Raw genomic sequence first — 22,147 nt, forward strand, 5'->3', positions numbered from 1 at the left:
ATGGACATCTTGTATTTGTTGGTTCCCCTGTCGGTGGTGCTGGTGTTTTTCATTCTGGCAGGTCTCTGGTGGGCCATTGACCGCGGCCAGTTCGAGGACATCGAATCCGAGGGTGAGCGCATTTTGCGCGAACCCTGAAAAAGGTTCCCCGCTTTTTCTCTGCCGGTTGATTTGGGTCAACCCGCGTTTGTAAAGCCCGGCAGACACTTGCTTTGAAGTAATCCAAGAAGAGGTAAATATGGCATTTCCAAATCAGCAGGCGACGGTGTACAACGATACCGTTGTGCGCCAGTTCGCCATCATGACCGTGGTCTGGGGGGTGGTCGGCATGTTGGTGGGCGTGATCATCGCCGCCCAACTCGCCTGGCCCGAACTCAACTTCGGTATTCCGTGGCTCACCTATGGGCGCTTGCGCCCGCTGCATACGAATGCAGTGATTTTTGCGTTCGGCGGTTGCGGCTTGTTCGCTTCTGCCTATTACGTCGTGCAGCGCACCTGTCACGTGCGCATCTTCAGCGACAAGCTGGCCGCATTCACCTTCTGGGGTTGGCAGCTGGTGATCCTGGCAGCAGCCATTTCTCTGCCATTGGGTTACACCTCCGGCAAGGAATACGCGGAGCTGGAATGGCCGATTGACATCCTGATCACACTGGTCTGGGTGTCGTTCGCGGTGGTGTTTTTCGGAACCGTCGGAACCCGCAAGGTCAAGCACATCTATGTAGCCAACTGGTTCTTTGGTGCGTTCATCATTGCGGTGGCCATCCTCCACCTGGTGAACAGTGCAGCGATCCCCGCAGGCTTCATGAAATCGTATTCCGCCTACGCTGGTGTGCAAGACGCCATGGTTCAGTGGTGGTACGGCCATAATGCTGTGGGCTTCTTCCTGACCGCCGGCTTCCTGGGCATGATGTACTACTTCATTCCCAAGCAGGCAGAACGGCCTGTGTACAGCTACCGCCTGTCCATCGTCCACTTCTGGGCGCTGATCTTCACTTACATGTGGGCGGGTCCACACCATTTGCATTACACCGCCTTGCCGGACTGGACCCAGTCTGTCGGCATGGTGTTCTCGCTGATTCTGTTGGCACCCAGCTGGGGCGGCATGATCAACGGCGTAATGACTCTGAGCGGCGCGTGGCACAAACTGCGTGACGACCCCATCCTTCGCTTCCTGATCGTGTCCTTGTCCTTCTACGGCATGTCCACTTTCGAGGGCCCCATGATGTCCATCAAGACCGTGAACGCCCTGAGCCACTACACCGACTGGACTGTGGGCCACGTGCACTCCGGCGCCTTGGGTTGGGTGGGTCTGGTGACCATGGGTTCCATGTACTACCTGATTCCCCGCCTGTTCGGCCGCAAGCAGATGTACAGCGTCAAAGCGATTGAGTTGCACTTCTGGACTGCCACTATCGGTATCGTGATTTACATCGCTGCCATGTGGATTGCCGGTGTGATGCAAGGCCTGATGTGGCGCGCCATCAACCCTGACGGTACCTTGACCTACACCTTCGTGGAGTCGGTTAAAGCGACCTACCCCTTCTATGTGTTGCGCTTGTTGGGCGGCCTGCTGTACCTCGGCGGCATGCTGATCATGCTCTGGAACACCCTGATGACTGCTACTGCAGGACGCGCCAATACCGTGGCCATTCCCGCAGCAGCCCACGCTTAAAAGGACCTTTGTATGGCAAACGAAAAAAGTACATCCGGTCTGTCGCACGAGAAGATCGAGACCAGCAACTTTCTGATGATCGTGCTGATCCTGCTGGTGTTGCTGGCAGGCGGTATGGTGGAAATTGTTCCGCTGTTCTTCCAGAAATCCACCACAGAGCCCCTCCAGGGCATCCAGCCCTACACCGCCTTGCAATTGGCCGGGCGTGATGTGTACATACGTGAAGGTTGCTACAACTGCCACTCGCAGATGATCCGCCCCTTCCGGGCCGAGACACTGCGTTACGGCCACTACTCCGTGGCAGGCGAGTCGGTGTATGACCACCCCTTCCAGTGGGGCAGCAAGCGTACCGGTCCGGACCTGGCCCGTGTGGGCGGCAAGTACAGCGATGAATGGCATCGCATTCACTTGACCAACCCACGTGATGTGGTGCCTGAGTCCAACATGCCGGCCTACCCCTGGTTGGAGAAAAACCTGGTGGATGCCGAGTCCCTGCCATCGCACCTGCGCGCCTTGCGCAAAGTGGGTGTGCCTTACACGGACGAGCAGATCGCCAAGGCCTCGGAAGAAGTCAAGGGCAAGACCGAGCTGGAAGCCACCATCGCTTACCTGCAGGTTCTGGGCCTGGCACTGAAGTAAGGGGATGACCATGGACATCGATGTCAACAACCTGCGCTCTATCACCACGGTTATCAGTTTCGTGGTCTTTATCGCCATTGTTCGCTGGGCCTGGTCCAAGAGCCGTTCCAGCGACTTTCAAGAGGCCGCCAACCTGCCTTTCGAGCAGGACTGAGCCCCAAAAGGAATCAAAATGAGTGACTTCACAAGCAACTTCTGGTCGGTCTACGTGACCGCCGTCACGGTCATCGGCATCGTGGCCTGTCTGTTCCTGTTGTGGTTCAGCGGCAAAGCCAAGGCCATGACCGCCAATGACAACACTACCGGTCACGTCTGGGACGGCGACCTGCGTGAAATGAACAATCCTTTGCCCCGTTGGTGGGTAGGCTTGTTTGTCATCACCATCGTGTTTGCCGGCGTGTATCTGGCCTTCTACCCCGGCTTGGGCAATTCCGCCGGCAAGCTGGGCTGGACTTCGACCGGCCAGCTGCAAGCCGAAATCGCCAAGGGTGAAGCCGACATCGCGCCCATTTATGCGCGCTTTGACAGCATGACGCCTGAAGACATGGCCAAGGACCCTCAGGCCCATGCCATCGGCGAGCGTTTGTTCATGAACAACTGCTCCCAATGCCACGGTTCGGACGCCCATGGCTCCAAAGGCTTTCCCAACCTGACCGATGCTGACTGGCTGCACGGCGGTACACCCGACAAGATCATCGAGACACTGAACCAGGGTCGTATCGGCCAGATGCCACCCATGGCAGCAGCCGTTGGTACCGCAGATGACGTGAAGAACGTAGCGAACTATGTGCTCAGCCTGTCGGGAAGCCCTAACGACTCGGTGCGCGCTGCTCTGGGCAAGCCCAAGTTCGCAGCTTGTGCAGCCTGCCACGGTGCAGACGGCAAGGGCAACCAGGCGCTCGGTGCACCGAACCTCACCGACGACATCTGGTTACACGGCTATGGCGAAAACGCCATCATCGCCATGGTGAACAACGGCAAGGTCAACCAGATGCCCGCGCAGGCGCAAAAACTGTCTCCCGCGCAGATCAAGGTTCTGGCGTCCTATGTCTGGGGTTTCTCCAACACTGGTGCGGCCAAGTAAAGCCGGCTGCCAAGCAAAGGACATTCCTTGAGCGTACCCGCCTCCACTGCAGAGAAGAAAATCATTCCTATCGTCGCGTCACCGGACAAGGGGCCTATTGCCCCGCCACCCGGTGCCGACGAGGAGACGATTGCCCTGTACGAAGCGCACAAGAAGATTTATCCGCGCAGCGTGTCGGGCTACTTCTCGAAGTGGCGGTGGGCGTTGGTCTTCCTGACCCAGTTGGTGTTTTATGGATTGCCATGGTTGGAGTGGGGGCAGCGCCAAGCGGTGCTGTTTGATCTCGGGGCTCGGCGGTTCTATATCTTCAACCTTGTGCTGTACCCGCAGGACTTTGTGTATCTCACCGGCATTCTGGTGATCTCCGCACTGTCCTTGTTTTTGTTTACGGCGGTAGCAGGGCGTTTGTGGTGCGGCTATGCCTGTCCGCAAACGGTGTACACCGAAATTTTCCTTTGGTTGGAAAAGCTGGCGGAAGGAGACCGCTCTGCCCGCATGCGGCGTGACGCAGGTCCTTGGAATCTCGATAAAGTCTGGCGCAAAGCAGCCAAGCAGCTGATGTGGATTGCCGTTGGCTTGTGGACCGGATTCACGTTCGTGGGTTACTTCACACCCATCCACAGTCTGGGCGCTGAATTCATGGCGTTGTCCATGGGCCCTTGGGAAACCTTCTGGGTGTTGTTCTACGGCTTTGCCACTTACGGCAATGCGGGCTACATGCGCGAGCAGGTCTGCAAATACATGTGTCCTTATGCGCGCTTCCAAAGCGCCATGTTTGACAAAGACACCTTGATCGTGACCTATGACCAGGAGCGCGGGGAGCCACGGGGTGCCCGCTCCAAAAAGGCCGACATCGCAACCTTGAATCTGGGCGCCTGTGTGGACTGCAGCTTGTGCGTGCAAGTCTGCCCGACCGGTATTGATATCCGCAAAGGCTTGCAATACGAATGTATTGGTTGTGGTGCTTGTGCCGATGTGTGTGACACCGTAATGGACAAAATGGGCTATGCCCGTGGCTTGGTGAAATACTCTACACAGAACGCCTTGAGTCAGCACTGGACCAATTCCCAAACCTTGCGCCATGTGCTTCGACCTCGAGTGCTGATCTACACCGGCATCCTGCTGGCCGTGGTAATCGCGATGCTGACCAGCCTGTTGTTGCGACCGCCATTCAAAGTGGATGTGGAGCGCGACCGCGGCACTTTGGCCCGCATTGTGTCGGGCGGTCGTCTGGAGAATGTGTACCGCCTGCAAATCATGAATACCCGGGAAACTCCGCAAACCTATGAAGTCAGCGTCGAAGGTCTGCCGGGGTTAACGGTGTCGACCGATGTCAGCATGGAGGTCGGCCCTACCGAATCGCGTTGGATCGCCGTCCGCGTGCAGCTTCCCTACGAAGGTGCGGCTTCCGGTTCGCACCCCATCCATTTCACGGTGAAATCGGCCCCCGCGTCTGCCGTAGTGACTGAAAAGTCCGTATTTATTGTTCCGCGTTAAGAAAGACTGCTTATGTCCAACCCTACAACTTCGTCCAACACACCAGCACCCTGGTGGAAGTTCGGTCATGTGTGGCTGGTAGTCTCCGGTCCGCTCATCGTGGTGGTGGCGAGTTTCCTGACCTTCTACATTGCCGTGCGTGGCATGGACCCCATCGTCGATGAAAATTACTACCAGGCCGGCTTGGACATCAACAAGTCTTTGGCGGCCAAGCCTGAGAGCCTGGCCCCAGCCATGCAGGCGCGAAACCATGCAGCGACAGGGGTAGTGCCCACCACTGCACCGCGCTAAAGCGGATTTTCAGGAGCGATGTATGCCGACAGGTAAATGGATGGCAGTCGTCTGGCCCGCTTTTCTGGCGGCCGGCGTACTGGAGATCGTGGTGTTTGCATTCATTGACCCGCACGATCTGCATTGGCACGATGCAGCGCTACCGCTTTCACGCCAAGGGATTTACACCTTGGCGTTCTTCGTTTTCTGGGGGGTGACGCTGGCCTCCAGCGCCTTGACAGCCTTGCTCAATATGAGTGCCGCCGAGGTCAACGACTAGGAGTTTGAGCCCCGCTCAGTTGCAGACCTTGGGGTTGACGATGTCCTTCAGAGCCTCTGTGTTCAGGATGCGCACATGGCGCTGCTTGACTTCCACAATGCCGTCTTCCACGAATTTGGAGAATGTGCGGCTCACGGTCTCAAGCTTCAGACCCAGGTAGCTTCCAATCTCTTCGCGGGTCATCCGCAACACCAACTCGCTTTGCGAGAAGCCGCGGGCATGCAGGCGCTGAACCAGGTTCAGCAGAAACGCAGCCAGTCGCTCTTCGGCTCGCATGCTGCCCAGAAGGAGCATCACGCCGTTTTCACGCACGATTTCGCGGCTCATGATCTTGTGGACATGGCGCTGCAGCGAATTCACTTCCCGCGAGAGCTCTTCAATGCGGTCAAAGGGCATGACGCAGACTTCGGCATCTTCGAGGGCTACTGCATCGCACGTGTGGTGGTCGTTCACGATGCCATCGAGCCCTACGATCTCACCGGCCATCTGGAAGCCGGTCACTTGGTCGCGGCCGTCTTCAGAAGCAACGCACGTTTTGAAGAAGCCGGTGCGAATGGCAAACAGGCTGGTGAACTTTTCTCCGTTGCGGAAGAGGGTTGCTCCGCGTTTGATCTTGCGGCGGCTGGCCACTACGTCGTCAATCTTGTCCAGCTCTGCAGCGCTCAACCCCAAAGGCATGCACAGTTCGCGCAGGTTGCAGTTGGAGCAAGCCACTTTGATGGTGTGGGGGTTCAATGCCGCTGTGCCGACCGGCGTGATCGCGATGGACGTATGGTTGTCGAGAGACTTGGCGGTAGGTGTTGCGTGTTCAAGCATGGTGTTCCCCTGATGCAAGTCAATTATGGTCCCGGTCATCCTGAAACTCCTTGATGTAAATCAAGGAGCTTGGCGGGCGCTTCGGTCACAGTCTGTGCGCTAGCTTGGAGTATTCATGAACGCAGCCATTGCATCCGCACCCATATCAGAACATTTATTGACCCGGTTTGATGTCTCCGGGCCGCGTTACACCTCGTACCCGACGGCAGATCGCTTTGTCGAGGCCTTCAGTGCGGACGATTACACCCAAGCCTTGCAGCAACGCCGGTCCGGGGCTGCTGCGCTGGCCTTGCCCTTGTCTCTCTATGTGCACATCCCATTTTGCGAATCGCTGTGCTACTACTGCGCTTGCAACAAGATTATCACCAAGCACCATGACAAGGCAGCTACGTATTTGCGCTACCTGACCCGGGAAGTGGAGTTGCACACGAAATTGATGGGAACGGGACAGTCCGTCAGCCAGTTGCACTTGGGTGGGGGCAGCCCCACCTTTTTGAGCGATGCTGAACTGCGGGAACTCATGGCGATGCTGCGCCGCAACTTCAGCTTTGCCGCCGGCGGTGAATATTCCATAGAGGTGGATCCCCGCACGGTTGATGCATCGCGCCTGGATACCTTGGCCGAGCTGGGTTTCAACCGACTGAGCTTCGGCGTGCAAGACTTTGACCCCGCTGTCCAGAAGGCTGTGCACCGTGTGCAGCCCGCCGAGCAGGTATTTGCCTTGGTCGAAGCGGCACGGGCTCGTGGATTTGAGTCCATCAATGTGGACCTGATTTACGGCTTGCCCCGCCAAAGCCCCGAGTCCTTTGACCGTACCCTCGCACAAGTGAATGCCTTGCGCCCTGACCGCATTGCCCTCTACGCTTATGCGCATCTGCCGGAGCGCTTCAAGCCCCAGCGGCGTATCGCCACAGTGGAGCTGCCCGGTGCCGCCTCCAAGGTGTCCATGTTGGCGCACTCACTGGCATCCTTCATGGGGGCCGGCTATGTGTATGTGGGTATGGATCACTTTGCCTTGCCGGACGACTCGCTGGCCATTGCCAAACGTCAGGGGCGCTTGCATCGCAACTTCCAGGGCTACAGCACCCAGCCGGATTGCGACTTGATTGCCTTGGGGGTGTCTGCCATCGGCCGCATCGGTGCCACTTACAGCCAGAATGCCAAGACGCTGGAAGAGTATTACGACTACCTGGACCAAGGGCGCTTCCCCATCGTGCGGGGCATGGCCGTTACACGTGACGACCTGGTGCGCCGTGCGGTGATCATGGCGCTCATGTGCCAAGGCCAGCTGCAGTTTGAATCTATCAATCTTGCGTATCTGCTGGACTTCAAAACCTACTTTACCGCTGAGCTCAATACCTTGCGCGGTTTGGAAGAGCAGGGTCTGGTGACGCTGGATGACAACGGTATCCAAGTGACCAGCCAAGGGTGGTTTTTTGTGCGCGCCGTCGCCATGGTGTTCGACCGCTACCTGCAAACCGACCGTACCCGCGCCCGCTTCTCCAAAATCATTTAACCTGCCCGGATGCAGTCGTCTCTGGCAGTTACCGCTTTGTTGATGGGCCTCGTGGGCGGGCCCCATTGTCTTGCCATGTGCGGGGCGGCTTGTGCAGGCATAGGGCAGGCCGCAGGCGCCAGAGGTACGACGGCCATGCTGAGTTTCCAAGCGGGCAGAGTCATAGGCTATGCAGCGCTGGGGGCACTTGCGGCTGCTTCGGTGCAAGGCTTGGGTTGGCTCACCGTGCAATCCGCTGCGTTGCGGCCGGTCTGGTCCTTGCTGCACGTGGCGGCTACGGTTCTCGGGCTCGTCCTTCTGTTTACAGGCCGGCAACCTCTGTGGCTGCAAGCCGGTGCACGCAGTGTCTGGGCCCGCGTGCGCAAAGTCTCTGCGGGAAGTGCGCTTGCGGCTCCCATAGGCTTGGGCGTGGTGTGGTCCCTGCTGCCTTGCGGATTGCTGTATTCCGCCTTGCTGCTGGCCTCCCTGTCAGGGGAGCCGCAATCCGGCGCTGCGACCATGGCCCTTTTTGCGCTGGGGACCTCACTCACCATGATGGCAGGCCCCTGGCTCTGGTTACGGTTAGGTCTGTCGCGCATGGGGGATGGCACTTGGGGTATACGCCTAGCAGGAGCGGCTTTGGCAGTGGCCTCAACGTGGGCTTTGTGGATGGGATTGGTGCACAATAAAGCACCATGGTGTGCCGTCGTCTGACACTGAATGACATCGTCTTCAGGCGGCCCATCGCCCACGCAGACCCAAGGAAAGTCCGCCTGCATGCACGACCCCGCCAACCTGGATGAGAAGCTACGGATTGAAGACCTGCGCAGCTTCAATATCCTGGATACGCCTGCCGAACAGGCCTATGACGATGTGGTCAGCTTGGCCTCGTTCATTTGCGACACCCCCATCGCCCTGATTTCGCTGGTGGATGAAGACCGCCAATGGTTCAAGGCCAGACTGGGCTTGAGTGCCATGGAAACCCCACGTGGTCAGGCCTTTTGCGCCCATGCCATCGTAGATCCTGACCGGGTCATGGAAGTGCCTGATGCATTGCAGGACGCGCGCTTCGTCGATAACCCGCTAGTGACCGGAGACCCCGGTATCCGTTTTTATGCAGGCGCACCGCTGCTGACACCCTCCGGTGCCGCTCTTGGTACCGTTTGTGTGATTGACAAAGTGCCCCGCAAACTGACCGAGCGCCAATCAGAGGCCCTCCAGGCGCTCTCCCGTCAGGTGGTGCAGTTGCTGGCCTTGCGCCGCGCCAATGCAGAACTGGAGCTGGTAGCCAAAGCGCAAACACTGCGCCAGCAACAACTTGAAAACCACCAGCGCCGCATCGAAGAGCTGAACCAGGATTTGCAGGAACAAACCCTTACTGATCCACTCACGGCCCTGAAGAATCGTCGTGCCTTTGACACGTTGCTGGCCAACGAGTTTGCGCGGTCCCAGCGTTCCAAATCGCCACTGTGTCTATTGATGGTGGATGCGGATCGCTTCAAGGCCTATAACGATGCATTTGGCCACGTGGCCGGAGATCAGGCTTTGATGTTTGTTTCGCTGGCCATCAAGAGCCAGGCTCGTGCCTATGACCATGTAGCCCGCTACGGTGGTGAGGAGTTTTGCGTCATCCTGCCCGATACCAAGCTCAACGAGGCGCTGGTGGTGGCTGAGCGCATTCGCGAATCCATCAAGAGCATCATTGGCCTGCGCCGGCCCATGACGGGTAGCATCGGTGTGGCGTATTCCGAAGGCGTCCCCAGCCCCAAGCGACTGGTGGAACTTGCAGACCGTGCGATGTACCTCGCCAAGCAGGGCGGGCGTGACCGGGTGGAGATATTCCTCCCCCCAGTCTGACGCCACAACAGGGGTGAAGCAGGGAAGGGGCGATAGACCCATGTCCGCTGAAATATATCTGCCGCTGACCCTGACTCTCTGTGTGTTTCGCGACAGCCTGTTTACGTCTGCAGCTTAAGTTGACTCAGAGCGGGCGGATGCTGCCTTTGAGGATGGCCGGGCTGTAATAGCGGAGGAAGGCCTTCCATACATCGCCGGATCGTGCAGCACGCTCCAATGCCTCCAGCAATGCCGCCCTGTCTTGCGGAGTGAGCGAACTGTTGGAAATGTAGACACCGCTGGTACCCCATGGCGGCTCGTCAAGCGGTTCAATGCGAAGACGATCCAGTAAATCACGCACACGCTCGTCATCCTGTATGGCTCCGGCCAGTATGGTCGAAGCCATGATGGTTGCGTGTGCACTGCCGGCCTTGAGCAACCGAGCTACTGATATGGCGTCCACATCCATGATTAACCTCCCTTGCTTTGCAAGGGAGGTCACCAAATCCTGGTATGCAGGACCATAGTCAAAACCTCGCACCAAAGCCACTTTCAATGTGGAGTCATCCTGCAGCTCCCGCAGCGTCTTGATGGTCGCGCGGTTGGACGACAGAGACAAAAGAGTGGGGCGGTTTTGTACGAGGGCCACGAACGTGCCAAAAGCGTCGCGCTTTGGTGTCTTGCTGGCCGGTATCAGCAGGTCTGCACGACCAGTCTCAAACAACACTTCCAACCGCGCCCGAGGCACCTCATTGAAGGTGAAACTGCAGCCTTCTTTGTCGGTGAGGCTGCGCAAAAGTTCGGGGTAAATGCCACTGATGCTTTCCCCGTCGATGATTACGCTCTGGCCGATCGGAGCCACCGGCACTTGAATCACCCGTGAGCACTTGGCATGGCTGGCTGATGCACCAGAAACCGCAAGAGCCAGACTCAAAAGCAGTGCGCGCAGGTTGGGACCGAATCCAAGCATGACAAGAAGACTCCGAGGTATCTAAACGGGCTCACGAATTTGACGAATCCAGTTTATTCGAGCTAGCGAGGTTGTCAGTATTTCTTATTCACAAACAACTCCCACGAATGGGGTCACTGAGGGCAGTGAGCGACCTGGAAGCTTGGAAAAGAGCGTGTACATGTTTTCCGGTTGGATCTTCTAGTTGGAATTTGCGCGATGACCTGAGGGGCTTTGGGTCTCGCAGTGATTCAGGCTTGCGTCGCCCTCTAAGATCCACGCATGACAGAGGATGAGCTTGCACAGTGGGCAGCGCCAAGGTGTCGGCACAACTTGGAGGTTTTTATGGCGGATGGATCACACCTGATTTAGCGGGGCCCTTCAAGGGCGACCCAGGCAGTAGCGGCTGGTAGTCGCGAAAGCTTAAAACCAGCCCTATGTTTTCTCTGCAAAGGGAGCATTCCAGCAGCGGGTAGCCACCTCTTTCATCGTCGGGTTTGCATTGAAGTTAGATCGCGCAGAGAGGCTTTCAGGGCAAAGTTATAAACTGGCTTTTGGAGCCATGGCCCACTATGGGCAAGCATTGCACTTGGTATTCGGCAGGGAGTTCTATGAGCGAACATTTTGATGTGTTGATTGTCGGCGCGGGAATTTCAGGGATCGGCATGGCGTGCCATTTGCAGAAGGAATCTCCGGGCAAGCGATACGCAATCTTGGAGCGGCGCAACGCGATTGGTGGCACCTGGGATCTGTTTCGCTACCCTGGAGTGCGTTCTGATTCCGACATGTTTTCCTTCGCCTATGCCTTTCGGCCGTGGATGTCACCCAAGGTGCTGTCTGAAGGCCGGCTGGTGCGTGAGTATGTCAAAGAGACCGCGCAGGAATATGGCGTCGACCGGCATATCCGCTTCGGCTTGAAAATCCTCAGGGCCGACTGGTCCAGCGATCAGAACCATTGGACGATCAAGGCCCTGAAGGAATCCACCGGAGAAACCCGCTGCTACACCTGCCACTTTTTTGTGAGCTGTACCGGTTACTACGACTATGACCAAGGGCACATGCCTGTGTTCCCCGGCCTGGATCGCTTTAGAGGGCAAACCATTCATCCGCAGTTCTGGCCCGAAAACCTGGACTATCGCGACAAGCGGGTCGTCGTGATCGGCAGTGGCGCCACGGCAGTCACGATCGTTCCGGCCATGGCGGCCGATGCTGCGCACGTCACCATGTTGCAGCGCACCCCCACCTACTACTTCATCGCACCCACGTTAGAAAAAGCGATTGCGCGGCTAGGACAGGTCCTGCCGCAACGCTGGATTTACGGCGCCTTGCGTACCTCCTATATCGCTTTGCAGCGCGCTCTGTACAAGGGCGCCAAACGCTGGCCCGATGCCATGCGAAGGTTCATGTTGCGTCCGATCCAGAAAACACTGGGGGACACGGTGGACATGCGCCACTTCACACCCAGCTACAACCCGTGGGACCAGCGCATGTGTGTGGTGCCTGATGGTGACCTCTTCAAAGCCATCAAGTCGGGCAAGGCCTCTATCGTCACTGACGAAATTGCAAGCTTTACAGAACATGGCATCTTGCTCAAGTCGGGTGAGTCGCTGGATGCTGACATCGTGGTGACTGCAACCGGCATACGCCTCAAGACCTTTGGTGGCATGGAAATCACCTTGGATGGCGTACCGGTAGCGACCCACCAACTGCTGAGCTACCGCGCAGTGCTGATGCAGGACCTGCCGAACATGGCCTTCATTTTTGGCTACACCAATGCTTCGTGGACGCTCAAGGCGGATATCGCTTCGCGCTACGTCTGCCGGCTGCTCAACTACATGGATGCCAAGGGCGTTGCACGTGCAACGCCCCGCGCTCCATCCGGAGAATTGGGCGATGGCAATGTGATGAGTTCACTGACCTCGGGCTACATTCTGCGGGACGTCAACGAACTGCCACGTCAGGGCCGCAGTGGCCCCTGGCGCGTAACGCATGCTTATGAGGTAGACAAAACCTTGCTCCTGAACCAGCCGATTGATGATGGCGCGTTGGAATTCGTGCGGCAAGATTAAGCTGGCAGCGTCTTCGCAAACTTCATGAAATCTTGGGCGGTTTGGGCGGGTGCTTCCAGCATGGGCAGGTGCCCTATGCCCTGCATGATGATGGTCTGATGCCGGGGGAATAGCTGCTCCTGAACCTGGGATGCGGCCGGGTTCAAGATGCCATCCTCCGCCCCCCACACAATCAACGCTGGAGTTGGTAATGTGGTGTAGCGGGTTTCCAGCATGGGCGAATGTTGGCTGAGGTCTTTGATGATCTCGCTATGCAAGGGGTAGTCCGCGATCGCGCGCGCACCCAACGTACGTTTCAAAAAGCCTGGGAAGTAGGGAGGCCGTGCCATGGTGGCGCGGATCAACCGGGCCACATCAGCTTGGCTGCGTAGCAAGAGGGGTGATTCACCCGTGGCGAGGTAGTGCTGCAACATGGGTGAGTCGTGTGCCGTGGCCGTGCCTGCGGCATCCAAGAGCCAGAGTGCCTTGACCTGATCGGGGTAGCGCGCGGCATATTCGCAAGCAATGAAACCGCCCATCGAGTTGCCACCGAAAATCATTTTCTGCACACCCAAGGCCTGAAAGAACGCATGCAGGCGTTCCACCTGATCGGCCATGCGATACCGCGCTGCTGGGTCGCGTGTAGCGTCGCCAAACCCCGGCAGGTCTGGCTGTATCACCCGGTAGTGCGGGGTTAAAAACCGCGCCATGCGCGTGAAATTGTCCTTGTCGCCTCCAAAGCCGTGCACGAGTACGAGCACCTCGCCTTGGCCGCCCTCCAGGTAAGGGATGTCAAAGCCTGCAATCGCTTGCGACTTCAATACCAACCCACTGCGCTTGCGCTCCAATCCCAAACCCCAGCGAGATGCGGTGTCTGGCTTCAATTGGATAAACACCAACAGGCACACAACAATCAAAAGTAGCGTGTAGACATATGCCATGTGCAGACCCTTTTCACAAATCGGATTTCAACCAAAAAACACACACGATCAAGGATACCCATAGATGCGACGGCTGTCGCCTCACACCATCTGCTCCTTGAGCTTTTGCACGGGATTGATGCTTTGAATGTATTTACGTTAGATTCAAGGCCCTGCAATCCAAACTGGATACACCATGGATTTGAAAAAGCGCCTTTGTCACGCCTTGGGAATGCTGGCTTTGTTCCTAACGACAGGGTATGCAACTGCTCAAACCATGGTGGTAGTCGCTGACACTTGGTGCCCTTACAACTGCGAGCCCACCGCAAAGAAGCCCGGCTATGTGGTTGAACTCTTGAAATCTGCGTTTGCGACAAAGGGACAGTCTGTGAGCTACAGGGTGATGCCTTGGACGCGTGCTTTGTTGGACACCCATTCCGGGAAAGCAGCAGCCGTCATTGCTGCGAATGGGCGAGAAGCGACAGAACATCAGCTCGCCATCGGCAGTGAGCCTATCGGGGTCGCTAAGGGTTGCGTCTTTGTGCCGGCTTCAAGTCCGTTCAAGTACCGTTCGATTCAAGACCTCGATGGTTTGACACGCGTCGGAGTCGTCGGGGGGAACGCTTATCAGAATGATTTTGGTGAGTGGCTTAGCAGGCCCGAAAATCGTCCAAAAACACATGAAGTTTTTGCGGATAACCCCAGCGAGCGACGGGCCGAGATGATGACTCGGGGACGACTGGATGGAATTTTCGAAGACTACACAGAAATGGCCTATGTCCTGTCTGCGAAAGGGCTGCAGAACCAGATTGTGTCCGCAGGTTGTCAAAGCCCGAGTCCCTTGTATGTGGGCTTCAGCAAAAAGCACCCGCACGCTCAGGATTTGGTGGCCACTTTAGACATGGAAATTCGCAGGATGCGCAAGGTTGGCTCCCTCAAAGATTTGCTAATGTCCTATGGGCTTGAAGACTGGAAATAGCCTGTTGCCGTCATGTCTGAATCAGGCTGATAGCAGACACCGACGACTCTTCGCAACGGGCGGTGGGAGCCGCATGTTACGAATGTAAATGGAACTCATATTGGGTCAAGATCATTGGGGAAAAAGCTAGCGCGCTCCCACTCTTCATCTGTAAAGTCGCTGGTTAATTCACGTCGAGCCCAAGCGCGGTTTAGGTGTGAGAACACATGTCCCAAGTCCACCCTCAAATTTGCACTGTCGTAATCTGGAGCGGCATTGATATCCGCAATGAGTTTCGCCAAATGCTCGTTGGCGTCCTCCAGCTCTTGCATAAATGAAGACCATTCGACTGGATTTACTTCTCTGTCAATCATTGCAATTCCGAATGTTGTTCGTGGAGTTGAACACCCCTGCAGCAGATTTCATGTCGCAGTTGAGGCGCCTGCATGCTGTTAGCGGTCAATCCTGTGCTGAAAATTCTTCAAAATTAGGGGCTTAATCAGTAGCCAGGCTAGTAGCAGCTGGGCTGCAGCAAAGCACCCAATAGCAATACCCAAAACAGCGGCTTGGGCTTGAGTTGGGAAAATTCTCAGCATTGCATCTCCTACTTCACACAGCAGGCGACTCCTAGAACTAGTCTCGCTCGCACAAGTACTAGCGATAACTCCCTTATATGAAAAGACCTGCACAGCATCGAGAGCGACGAGGATGGCTATCCCCATTAGCAATAGCGCCCCACTTATGCGAAATACTGGTCGAACGGAAGATTCAAGTGGTGGTTGCATGAGCATGCTAGCTGTCTTTGAGATTTTCATCGCGTCAGCCGCCTAACGGAGACGCCTACTAACAATTTTCACGCCTCGGAATCCTCTTGAACATCCCCCAATCGGGGGACTTCCTGAAGACTGCTTCCGCTGCATAGGCGAACTCGGCAAGGCCCCCTCATTTGCATAAGATCGGATGTCCGCTTTCGGGCAGGTAATCCAGGAGTGCGAAGGTCCGCTTTGGGTTCACAACTGCCGTCCACAACGCTCCGGCAACATGAACAGCAAGTCTCAAGGCCGCAATCCTTTGTGGATGCAAGGGACTCCCCAAAAGGCGATCTGCGAAAATCAGGCAACTATTTGATTTCGAAGAACATGTCTGAGTCCAACCTCTGGCGCCTGTCCGTTGCCCCCATGATGGATTGGGCCGATAGTCGTAAAAAGTCTAATTTAAATCAATGGCTTACGACTTTTTGAAATCGTGATGTAGCACTTTCGTAGCACCGAAATTGAAGTATCGAATGGAGTTATTCACTTTTTGTGGAAAAAAGCTGCGCCAAGTTTGTTTTTTCATTGCGGTTTTCAACTTGGGGTTTGGCCTTGGCTTGAAATTAAACGCTCCAAATTTCGACTGACCGCCACTGCACTGGGCAAAGAAAGATCAGCTCTAGGTCGTTGCTTGTCGGGAGGTTAGCTTGTGGCTAAACTGTATAAATGTACAGTAACTGCGTTAGCCATCCCCCGGTCCCCATCACCGCGTCTCCCTGCATGCTGGACCTCGTCCCCACGCGCATCTGTGCAGGTTTCCCCAGCCCTGCGGAAGACTTGGGAGCTGAACGCATTGACCTGTCCAAAGTCCTGATCACCCACCCGCAGGCCACGTTCCTGCAGCGTGTCTCCGGGCACTCCATGAAGGATGCCGGCATCTTTGACAACGACATACTGGTCATTGACCGCGCCATCAAGCCACGGCACAAGATGATCGTGGTCGCTGTGGTGGATGGTGAGTTCACTGTCAAACAGCTCTACCAGCGTGCCGGACGGGTCAAGCTTCAGGCTGCAAACCCCACTTATCCGGACATAGTGCCCAAGGAAGGCCAGACTATAGAGATCTGGGGCGTGGTTACCAGCTGCATCAAGCAGTTTCCTTCCGCCTGAAACATTGCCTTGGTTACTCCATGTACGCCCTGGTAGACGGCAACAACTTCTATGTGTCCTGTGAACGAGTCTTTCGACCCAGTCTGAATGGACTGCCGGTGGTTGTCCTGTCCAACAACGACGGATGCGCCATTGCCCGAAGCAACGAAGCCAAAGCGCTGGGTATTGCCATGGGCGCCCCCTGGTTCCAGATCAAGCACTTGGCCGAAGACGCTGGTCTCGTAGCGCTATCAGCCAACTTCGCGCTGTATGGCGACATGTCCGACCGGATGATGAGCCTAGCAGCAGGCCTTGGCCCAGCCCAAGAGATCTACAGCATCGATGAATCCTTTATCGACCTTAGTGGCGTCAAAGGTGACCTCGTTGAGCGCAGCCACAAGATCCGGGCCCGCATCCTACAGTGGGTAGGCATTCCCTGCGGTATCGGTATCGGCCCCACCAAGACCCTGGCCAAGCTAGCCAATCACATCGCCAAGACCGCCGAACGCAAGCCGGGTGTTTACCCCGACAAGCTCGCGCAAGTCTGCAATCTGGCCGCCCTAGACCCATCGGAGCGTGACGCCGTCTACGCAGCCACCGCGGTGAACGAGGTCTGGGGTGTGGGTCGGCAGATCAGCAAGCAGCTCCAAGCCGAAGGTATCCACACCGCGCTGGATTTGATGAAGATTGACCCTGCCATCGTGCGAAGCAAGTGGTCCGTGGTGCTGGAGAGAACCGTTCGGGAGCTTCAGGGCACCCCCTGTATCGATCTGGATCACACCCCAGCTGCCAAGAAAGAAATCGCGTGTACCCGATCCTTCGGCCGCCCCATCACCGAACAGCATCACATCGCTGAAGCAGTCACAGAGTTTGCTTCTCGAGCGGCGGAGAAGGTCCGGAAGCAACACAGTCAGGCAGGACAGGTACTTGTCTTCATTCGTACAAGCCCGTTTCGCAAAGATGCTCAGTACAGCCGCTCCATGGTCACGCCCTTACGACGCCCTAGCGCCGACACCACCTGCATCGTCAAAGCAGCTCTTCAAGGCCTGAACCATATCTTCGAACAAGGATTCAACTACGCCAAGGCTGGGGTGATGCTGCTGGACCTACAACCCGATACCAACCAGCAGGCAGAACTGGATCTGGAGGATGGCGACTCCGAAGAAGACCGAACCAAACTCATGACAGCCATGGACACCCTGAACCAGCGCTTTGGTAAAGGCACCGTCCTGACCGCCAGTGCAGGCCTTGATGGAGTGCGAAGAGAGTGGTCGATGAAGCAACTACGAAGAACCCCCGCTTACACCACCCGGTGGGATGACATGCCAGTAGCAAGGGCGTGAGACATGACAGAAACCAATACAGAAACCAGCAAAGACTCCAACAAACTGCGAAGTGCAAAGCACATTGCAGTGGTCAATGGCATTGGGCTCAAGAAGATCCATGCCAAAAGACTCAGAGACATGTATCGGTCTGCAGGCTGGCCTTGTCTGGATGTCATGGAGATTGAACTCTTGGCGGCAGGTCTCCTTGAGCGACTGCAAGAGGAGGGTGGTCATGAACGCATGCGAGTTACTGACGCCGGCATCCAGTTCCTCGCACTTGCTGCAAACTCCAACCGACAAGCCAAAGACCCTCACGAAGCGCTCGTTGAGAAGGTTGCCCACGACATGCTCAAGGAGGGGCGACTGGTGTGGACCAACCTGAGTTTGAGAGCGAAGATTACTTTGCACGAAGAAGAGCAGGGGAGTTGGCGCTACTGCATGCCGGATGTCTTCTCTATCCGCAATTCCTCAGTCCAGGCCTACCTCGAGCCAGTGGTGCATGAGATCAAAGTGAACAGAGCGGACTTGCTGGGCGACCTCAAACGACCGGAGAAACGAGCTGCTTATCTAGAGCTTGGCGGGCAGTGCTGGTACGTCTTGGGACGCGATGCCAAAGACAGACCAATTGCAGAGCCCGATGAAATTCCGGTTGAATGTGGCGTCATCCAGTTGGTTCAAGAACGACTAGAGATTCTGCGGATGGCGCCCAAGAGGCAGTTCAATCACTTGCCGTTTGCTGTGTGGATGAACTTGGCTAAGGCTACACCGTTGAGGCGATCAGATGCGGAGCCATACCAAGTGATGCATTGAGCGTTGTTACTCGCTTGTGTCTTACATGCGTCAAAGTATCGCAACCAAACAGCCGCTTTGGGCCAGTTGCGGCCACTTGTGAACGCCTGCTTTTTGGCCATTGAACTAATTGTCCAATCCTTGGCATCTTCAAGATGTACTTGTTGAGGTCTGCTTAGCTTGAATCTCAAACCTTCATTGAGAGGCTTTTGAAATGTGTCTAATTCAGGTTTTACTGATCACCACTTAAGACCACGATGCTTATCCCGCGTTTGAGCAATTTCAAATTTTTCGAGTTCAAGTTCGAAGAGCAGTCATTCAGAATAGCACCCGGTAAAAACATTAAGTATGGGAAGTTGATAAATTATTTTTAATAAAAATTCGTTGATTGTAAGCTTATTGATATAAATGCTAAAATTTAATTTTACTGACGAGCTCAGTTCAAGGCATTAAGTACATAAGCAAATCAATGAAACATAAACGAGACGTAATGACAACACAGCAAGCGGCTGTACTTTTGAATTTATCCACAACATCTGTCCAGAAAATGGTCACTAGTGGTGAGCTTGATGTGTGGATCACACCCGGTGGGCATCGCCGTATTTTTCGCAGCAGTATCGATCAATTTCTTAATTCAAGAAGTACAGGCTTAGCCGGAATTACCGGCAGGTTGCCGTTACGGATTCTTTTAATTGAAGACGACCCCTCTCAAATTACAATTTTCAAATCGCTGTTAGAACGAATCGGTCACTCGATACAACTTACTATTGTCAATAAGGCGAGTCAAGCGCTTGATCACACCATTGCCCTTCATCCAGATTTGCTCTTAATTGACCTGGTAACGGAACCTGTAGATGGATTAGATCTCGTACGGGCCATCGGAAATGACGCTAACCTAAAGGGTCTGGATGTGATCGCTTTGACAGCGTCGAATCAGGAACACTTGATCGACTCCTCTTTCGCAAATTGCCGTGTAGTTCGTTGTGAAAAACCTATAAATGCTGAGCGTCTTTGTGGATATTTAGATGCATTAAGCGCAAAGCTGCTGGCGCGAGCAGAACTTCGCAATTAATTTAATTTCTATATAGCTAGTAGCGGAAAAAAACCCAAGTTTTTAACTTCTCCGTTGTCCAACCGCTCTAGGATTTTCATCCATACTTTTGTGGAGTAACACTATCTTGAAGCACTTGTTGGTTGCGCTTGGTCTTCGTATTGAGGAGAACAGAAAAATCCAGAAGCTAACCCAGATTGAATTTGCCGAAAAATGCAATATCGCGCGCAATTACTTGTCAACTATTGAATCCGGCAAGGCCAATCCATCCTTAGCTGTGCTGTTTACAATTTCTGATCAATTGGGAGTTCCTCTGTGTAAACTCCTTCAAGAAGACAAGTCTGCTTATTGCTACTCAGCTTCTGTTAAGCAGCAAGATCCGCCACTTCAGACGTGGATTTATGTACCTTCGAAGAAGTCAAAAATTTAGCTCCTAGGCTGAGAGCTTCTGATTGGCGCAAGATCGTATTGATACGATTTTTGATTGCCTTCATCGTTCCATTAATAGGGTATCGCTAGACTTAACTCACTTAGTAAACCACCTATTTTGGCTTGCCAAATTCCGTTTCCCTTTAAAGGTATCGATATACCAGTATCAAACAAAGAGCAAGTATGAACAGTGTTCCAAAAATATGGCTGAGCACTGTATAGTTATTCTTATTCTTTATATTATCCTTCCCGCTAACCTTCAGGTTTATCTGCTGTATCTTCTTAATAGTGGCGCCACAAACCATGCAACGACCATGGTCCACTCTTATGTCGCTCCTACAGTTCATGCATTTCATCCTCCGTCACCCCTTAATCGATTTGATTTTTTGATGTACCTTATCCATTGATCTTTGCAAACGGGCTCTTTAGCGGTCGGCTCAAACTGTCTGAATGTTTCTGTCATCAAGCTTCTAGCAGCACCAATTTGTAGGGTGAAGTCATCAGCCATTACCTGCTCGATAGTCACAAGAATGGCTTTGCTAAGGTGTTCAACCTCTATTCGTTTTTGTTGGGGAGATTGAAAGATGTCACTCAGATTCCTCAGAGCCTGAACTAGCTTTTGTTTGTTCTCCAGACTGTTAACAACTGCATCTACTGCCTGAAACAGTTCCAAGTCAAAGGTCGGCTCAGACTGTGGGACGTCAGCGCGGACTAAACATGGATTTATCGATCCCAAGTTAAAGCGAAAAATTGTTCCCAACACAGCGCCGTTGCACCTGCTTCGCCGCCAACTTTCTCGAACCACATCTAACGTTTCTTTTGACATAGAAGTTTATTTGTTGCCTTTGCTAATTATTCGCATATTGATAAGGATTGTCAAGTGCGTGATCTTTTTGCGGCACTTGAAAGCTACAAAAACGGCTTACTACTAGCGCCGTCGCTCTTGCAACGTCGCTAGTGAGGCTTAAAGCGGAGAGAGATTTAGCCCGCGAAATTCGGGCGGGATGACGGGATCAGTTGCTAAGGACAACAATCCGGATTCATTTAGGCATCAGCTTGGTAGTTTTGGATTCACAAGCTTGACAACGCTGGCAGCGAGCCAAAGGACTAGAAGAGTACCAAGAACGTCACCTAAGAACATCTGTGCCATTGCTGGCAAGGGAGTGTCCATGTGACCTGCAACCCAGTAAAAGGCATTCGTGGGGATTGAATTGCAAAGTGCACCCAAAAGAGTGAACTTGATGAGATGAGAGGGCTTGAGCCCCCCCAAATCAACAGGCAGTTTTAACCATCGAACGCCAACGACAACGGCAACCAGTGGTGCAAAGCCAGATATGACTGAAACTGGAATGGCCTCGTACCAGACGACTGTCCAGCTGCCTTGGGTTGTGTAGATGATCAGCAGCGTGCCTAGTGCCATGCCAATGGCCGCGGGCAACCCAAGCACCAACGCAAATAACATCCGTACAGCTGCAGGAAGATAAATAAGGCTGAGGTGCGGGGCGATACTCACGGATGAAAAGAACCACCCGTTGAACAAATAAGTGCTGTAGTAAACAAGAGTAGCAACGGCTACATAAGTTACAAAAAGTCCATCATATTTGTTCGTCGTCTGGCCCACGTCACGTTCCCTTTGTTGCTGCTATCAGAGCGTTATTGAGTTGCGCAAAGTATTCCGTCGCCAATGCAGTGGCAGACACGTACTTCACACGGTTATCGCTTTCATCAACAGTCAAAGTGATGAGACCTTTCTTGCGCAAGGTTTTGAGTCGGCGATGAACAGTCGCCGGAGACGTCTCAGCGTCCAACTGCATCGCCTCCAACACAGTCACTTGCTTACCTGCCATCCAGGCTGACTCGAGATGGTGCAATAGGCGCTCTTCGGTCGCGTCCATCACAGGAAACGTTGGCATCTCTCTCAAGGCCTTCACTAAATTGAGGAACTTGAGATAAGCGCTATTTTTCTCTGGCTGCGTTGTCATCGCGCCAGTTTAAGACACCTTGACCCTTTTGATTCAAAAGCGATTCACTTTTAAATATAGCACAAATCTGCCGGAAGCATTGCAATCGGTTTAAATAAAGCGAACTGCTTGTTACTCTCCATTGGTTCTGCAACAACGCGACTCCAACTGCCAAGGCACTTAGCCCCTCGGGCTCGGTTTGCCACTTCTGTAGCTTTCTATTAGAA

Annotated in this window: 25 protein-coding genes; 18 read left to right on the forward strand and 7 right to left on the reverse strand. The window is 54.6% G+C overall.

The annotated features are described in order from the left end of the window. The 8 genes from ccoS (at window position 1) to ACOAP0_RS17810 (ending at window position 5,442) form a co-directional block, all read left to right on the forward strand. Window positions 1–138 carry a cbb3-type cytochrome oxidase assembly protein CcoS gene (ccoS, locus tag ACOAP0_RS17775; protein WP_087493533.1) on the forward strand — a complete coding sequence of 46 codons (138 nt, stop codon included), beginning with the start codon at window positions 1–3 and terminating at the stop codon, window positions 136–138. A gap of 100 nt (window positions 139–238) precedes the next feature. After that, the gene (ccoN, locus tag ACOAP0_RS17780) at window positions 239–1,672 is read left to right on the forward strand and encodes a cytochrome-c oxidase, cbb3-type subunit I (protein WP_087493534.1); all 1,434 of its coding nucleotides are present in this window, start codon (window positions 239–241) and stop codon (window positions 1,670–1,672) included. Window positions 1,673–1,684: 12 nt separating this feature from the next. After that, window positions 1,685–2,311 (forward strand): cytochrome-c oxidase, cbb3-type subunit II, encoded by a 627-nt coding sequence (gene ccoO, locus ACOAP0_RS17785; RefSeq protein WP_087493535.1) that lies wholly within the window; start codon window positions 1,685–1,687, stop codon window positions 2,309–2,311. A gap of 10 nt (window positions 2,312–2,321) precedes the next feature. Then, window positions 2,322–2,465, forward strand: a complete 144-nt coding sequence (locus ACOAP0_RS17790; protein WP_087497098.1) for a cbb3-type cytochrome oxidase subunit 3 — start codon at window positions 2,322–2,324, stop codon at window positions 2,463–2,465. Between the two features lie 18 nt (window positions 2,466–2,483). Further along, entirely contained in the window at window positions 2,484–3,395 is a 912-nt protein-coding gene (gene ccoP, locus ACOAP0_RS17795; protein ID WP_481873809.1) for a cytochrome-c oxidase, cbb3-type subunit III, read from the forward strand. Between the two features lie 27 nt (window positions 3,396–3,422). Then, window positions 3,423–4,892 (forward strand): cytochrome c oxidase accessory protein CcoG, encoded by a 1,470-nt coding sequence (ccoG, locus tag ACOAP0_RS17800; protein WP_498377503.1) that lies wholly within the window; start codon window positions 3,423–3,425, stop codon window positions 4,890–4,892. Window positions 4,893–4,904: 12 nt separating this feature from the next. Then, on the forward strand, window positions 4,905–5,183 hold the full coding sequence (locus tag ACOAP0_RS17805; protein ID WP_087493538.1) for a FixH family protein: 279 nt from the start codon (window positions 4,905–4,907) through the stop codon (window positions 5,181–5,183). 22 nt (window positions 5,184–5,205) lie between these two features. Then, window positions 5,206–5,442 carry a hypothetical protein gene (locus tag ACOAP0_RS17810; RefSeq protein ID WP_313878306.1) on the forward strand — a complete coding sequence of 79 codons (237 nt, stop codon included), beginning with the start codon at window positions 5,206–5,208 and terminating at the stop codon, window positions 5,440–5,442. A 15-nt stretch (window positions 5,443–5,457) separates the two neighbouring features. Here ACOAP0_RS17810 and fnr read toward each other — a convergent pair whose 3' ends face one another. After that, complete coding sequence (gene fnr / locus ACOAP0_RS17815) at window positions 5,458–6,177, reverse strand: fumarate/nitrate reduction transcriptional regulator Fnr (protein ID WP_087497099.1); 720 nt, start codon at window positions 6,175–6,177, stop codon at window positions 5,458–5,460. A 196-nt stretch (window positions 6,178–6,373) separates the two neighbouring features. Between fnr and hemN the strand changes: the two genes are divergently transcribed. From hemN to ACOAP0_RS17830, 3 genes are read left to right on the forward strand one after another with little or no spacing between them, the layout of a single operon-like run. Beyond that, on the forward strand, window positions 6,374–7,774 hold the full coding sequence (gene hemN / locus ACOAP0_RS17820; protein WP_498377504.1) for an oxygen-independent coproporphyrinogen III oxidase: 1,401 nt from the start codon (window positions 6,374–6,376) through the stop codon (window positions 7,772–7,774). A gap of 9 nt (window positions 7,775–7,783) precedes the next feature. Continuing rightward, window positions 7,784–8,467 (forward strand): sulfite exporter TauE/SafE family protein, encoded by a 684-nt coding sequence (locus ACOAP0_RS17825; protein WP_498377505.1) that lies wholly within the window; start codon window positions 7,784–7,786, stop codon window positions 8,465–8,467. A 6-nt stretch (window positions 8,468–8,473) separates the two neighbouring features. Then, window positions 8,474–9,610, forward strand: a complete 1,137-nt coding sequence (locus tag ACOAP0_RS17830) for a GGDEF domain-containing protein (RefSeq protein WP_498391486.1) — start codon at window positions 8,474–8,476, stop codon at window positions 9,608–9,610. 124 nt (window positions 9,611–9,734) lie between these two features. Here the strand turns inward: ACOAP0_RS17830 and ACOAP0_RS17835 are convergent, their stop codons facing one another. Next, the gene (locus ACOAP0_RS17835) at window positions 9,735–10,559 is read right to left on the reverse strand and encodes a substrate-binding periplasmic protein (RefSeq protein WP_498377507.1); all 825 of its coding nucleotides are present in this window, start codon (window positions 10,557–10,559) and stop codon (window positions 9,735–9,737) included. A gap of 590 nt (window positions 10,560–11,149) precedes the next feature. Here ACOAP0_RS17835 and ACOAP0_RS17840 point away from each other — a divergent pair. Beyond that, a complete protein-coding gene (locus tag ACOAP0_RS17840; RefSeq protein WP_498377508.1) occupies window positions 11,150–12,607 on the forward strand; it encodes a flavin-containing monooxygenase in 1,458 nt (485 codons plus the stop codon). Here ACOAP0_RS17840 and ACOAP0_RS17845 read toward each other — a convergent pair. Then, on the reverse strand, window positions 12,604–13,527 hold the full coding sequence (locus ACOAP0_RS17845) for an alpha/beta fold hydrolase (protein WP_498391487.1): 924 nt from the start codon (window positions 13,525–13,527) through the stop codon (window positions 12,604–12,606). The two genes, ACOAP0_RS17840 and ACOAP0_RS17845, sit on opposite strands and share 4 nt — an antisense overlap. A gap of 175 nt (window positions 13,528–13,702) precedes the next feature. On the opposite strand from ACOAP0_RS17845, the gene ACOAP0_RS17850 reads away from it, so the two are divergent. Continuing rightward, entirely contained in the window at window positions 13,703–14,485 is a 783-nt protein-coding gene (locus tag ACOAP0_RS17850) for a substrate-binding periplasmic protein (RefSeq protein WP_498377511.1), read from the forward strand. Between the two features lie 95 nt (window positions 14,486–14,580). Here the strand turns inward: ACOAP0_RS17850 and ACOAP0_RS17855 are convergent, their stop codons facing one another. Beyond that, window positions 14,581–14,838 (reverse strand): hypothetical protein, encoded by a 258-nt coding sequence (locus ACOAP0_RS17855; protein ID WP_498377512.1) that lies wholly within the window; start codon window positions 14,836–14,838, stop codon window positions 14,581–14,583. 1,158 nt (window positions 14,839–15,996) lie between these two features. Between ACOAP0_RS17855 and ACOAP0_RS17860 the strand changes: the two genes are divergently transcribed. The 5 genes from ACOAP0_RS17860 to ACOAP0_RS17880 all read left to right on the forward strand — a co-directional run bounded on the left by ACOAP0_RS17860 (window position 15,997) and on the right by ACOAP0_RS17880 (window position 19,960). Then, window positions 15,997–16,386 carry a LexA family protein gene (locus ACOAP0_RS17860; protein WP_498377513.1) on the forward strand — a complete coding sequence of 130 codons (390 nt, stop codon included), beginning with the start codon at window positions 15,997–15,999 and terminating at the stop codon, window positions 16,384–16,386. A 20-nt stretch (window positions 16,387–16,406) separates the two neighbouring features. Further along, window positions 16,407–17,708 carry a Y-family DNA polymerase gene (locus ACOAP0_RS17865; RefSeq protein WP_498377514.1) on the forward strand — a complete coding sequence of 434 codons (1,302 nt, stop codon included), beginning with the start codon at window positions 16,407–16,409 and terminating at the stop codon, window positions 17,706–17,708. A 3-nt stretch (window positions 17,709–17,711) separates the two neighbouring features. Continuing rightward, a complete protein-coding gene (locus ACOAP0_RS17870) occupies window positions 17,712–18,500 on the forward strand; it encodes a hypothetical protein (RefSeq protein WP_498377515.1) in 789 nt (262 codons plus the stop codon). A 469-nt stretch (window positions 18,501–18,969) separates the two neighbouring features. Then, entirely contained in the window at window positions 18,970–19,551 is a 582-nt protein-coding gene (locus ACOAP0_RS17875) for a response regulator (RefSeq protein ID WP_498391488.1), read from the forward strand. 106 nt (window positions 19,552–19,657) lie between these two features. After that, complete coding sequence (locus tag ACOAP0_RS17880) at window positions 19,658–19,960, forward strand: helix-turn-helix domain-containing protein (protein WP_498377517.1); 303 nt, start codon at window positions 19,658–19,660, stop codon at window positions 19,958–19,960. A gap of 351 nt (window positions 19,961–20,311) precedes the next feature. Here the strand turns inward: ACOAP0_RS17880 and ACOAP0_RS17885 are convergent, their stop codons facing one another. From ACOAP0_RS17885 to ACOAP0_RS17895, 3 genes are all read right to left on the reverse strand, one after another. Continuing rightward, complete coding sequence (locus ACOAP0_RS17885; protein ID WP_498391490.1) at window positions 20,312–20,632, reverse strand: hypothetical protein; 321 nt, start codon at window positions 20,630–20,632, stop codon at window positions 20,312–20,314. Window positions 20,633–21,010: 378 nt separating this feature from the next. Further along, entirely contained in the window at window positions 21,011–21,580 is a 570-nt protein-coding gene (locus tag ACOAP0_RS17890) for a hypothetical protein (RefSeq protein WP_498377519.1), read from the reverse strand. Window position 21,581: 1 nt separating this feature from the next. Continuing rightward, window positions 21,582–21,941: a winged helix DNA-binding protein gene (locus ACOAP0_RS17895; RefSeq protein ID WP_498377520.1), complete on the reverse strand. Its 360-nt coding sequence runs from the start codon at window positions 21,939–21,941 to the stop codon at window positions 21,582–21,584. Between the last annotated feature and the right edge of the window lie 206 nt (window positions 21,942–22,147).

Source organism: Curvibacter sp. Hmag1.1 (genome assembly GCF_059769165.1).

Excerpts from the sequence above, each read along its gene's own strand:
- ccoS (WP_087493533.1), top strand. The coding sequence starts at position 1 with ATGGACATCTTGTATTTGTTGGTTCCCCTGTCGGTGGTGCTGGTGTTT.
- ccoN (WP_087493534.1), top strand. The coding sequence starts at position 239 with ATGGCATTTCCAAATCAGCAGGCGACGGTGTACAACGATACCGTTGTG.
- ccoO (WP_087493535.1), top strand. The coding sequence starts at position 1,685 with ATGGCAAACGAAAAAAGTACATCCGGTCTGTCGCACGAGAAGATCGAG.
- ACOAP0_RS17790 (WP_087497098.1), top strand. The coding sequence starts at position 2,322 with ATGGACATCGATGTCAACAACCTGCGCTCTATCACCACGGTTATCAGT.
- ccoP (WP_481873809.1), top strand. The coding sequence starts at position 2,484 with ATGAGTGACTTCACAAGCAACTTCTGGTCGGTCTACGTGACCGCCGTC.
- ACOAP0_RS17805 (WP_087493538.1), top strand. The coding sequence starts at position 4,905 with ATGTCCAACCCTACAACTTCGTCCAACACACCAGCACCCTGGTGGAAG.
- ACOAP0_RS17810 (WP_313878306.1), top strand. The coding sequence starts at position 5,206 with ATGCCGACAGGTAAATGGATGGCAGTCGTCTGGCCCGCTTTTCTGGCG.
- hemN (WP_498377504.1), top strand. The coding sequence starts at position 6,374 with ATGAACGCAGCCATTGCATCCGCACCCATATCAGAACATTTATTGACC.
- ACOAP0_RS17825 (WP_498377505.1), top strand. The coding sequence starts at position 7,784 with ATGCAGTCGTCTCTGGCAGTTACCGCTTTGTTGATGGGCCTCGTGGGC.
- ACOAP0_RS17830 (WP_498391486.1), top strand. The coding sequence starts at position 8,474 with ATGACATCGTCTTCAGGCGGCCCATCGCCCACGCAGACCCAAGGAAAG.
- ACOAP0_RS17835 (WP_498377507.1), bottom strand. The coding sequence starts at position 10,559 with ATGCTTGGATTCGGTCCCAACCTGCGCGCACTGCTTTTGAGTCTGGCT.
- ACOAP0_RS17840 (WP_498377508.1), top strand. The coding sequence starts at position 11,150 with ATGAGCGAACATTTTGATGTGTTGATTGTCGGCGCGGGAATTTCAGGG.
- ACOAP0_RS17845 (WP_498391487.1), bottom strand. The coding sequence starts at position 13,527 with ATGGCATATGTCTACACGCTACTTTTGATTGTTGTGTGCCTGTTGGTG.
- ACOAP0_RS17850 (WP_498377511.1), top strand. The coding sequence starts at position 13,703 with ATGGATTTGAAAAAGCGCCTTTGTCACGCCTTGGGAATGCTGGCTTTG.
- ACOAP0_RS17855 (WP_498377512.1), bottom strand. The coding sequence starts at position 14,838 with ATGATTGACAGAGAAGTAAATCCAGTCGAATGGTCTTCATTTATGCAA.
- ACOAP0_RS17860 (WP_498377513.1), top strand. The coding sequence starts at position 15,997 with ATGCTGGACCTCGTCCCCACGCGCATCTGTGCAGGTTTCCCCAGCCCT.
- ACOAP0_RS17865 (WP_498377514.1), top strand. The coding sequence starts at position 16,407 with ATGTACGCCCTGGTAGACGGCAACAACTTCTATGTGTCCTGTGAACGA.
- ACOAP0_RS17870 (WP_498377515.1), top strand. The coding sequence starts at position 17,712 with ATGACAGAAACCAATACAGAAACCAGCAAAGACTCCAACAAACTGCGA.
- ACOAP0_RS17875 (WP_498391488.1), top strand. The coding sequence starts at position 18,970 with ATGACAACACAGCAAGCGGCTGTACTTTTGAATTTATCCACAACATCT.
- ACOAP0_RS17895 (WP_498377520.1), bottom strand. The coding sequence starts at position 21,941 with ATGACAACGCAGCCAGAGAAAAATAGCGCTTATCTCAAGTTCCTCAAT.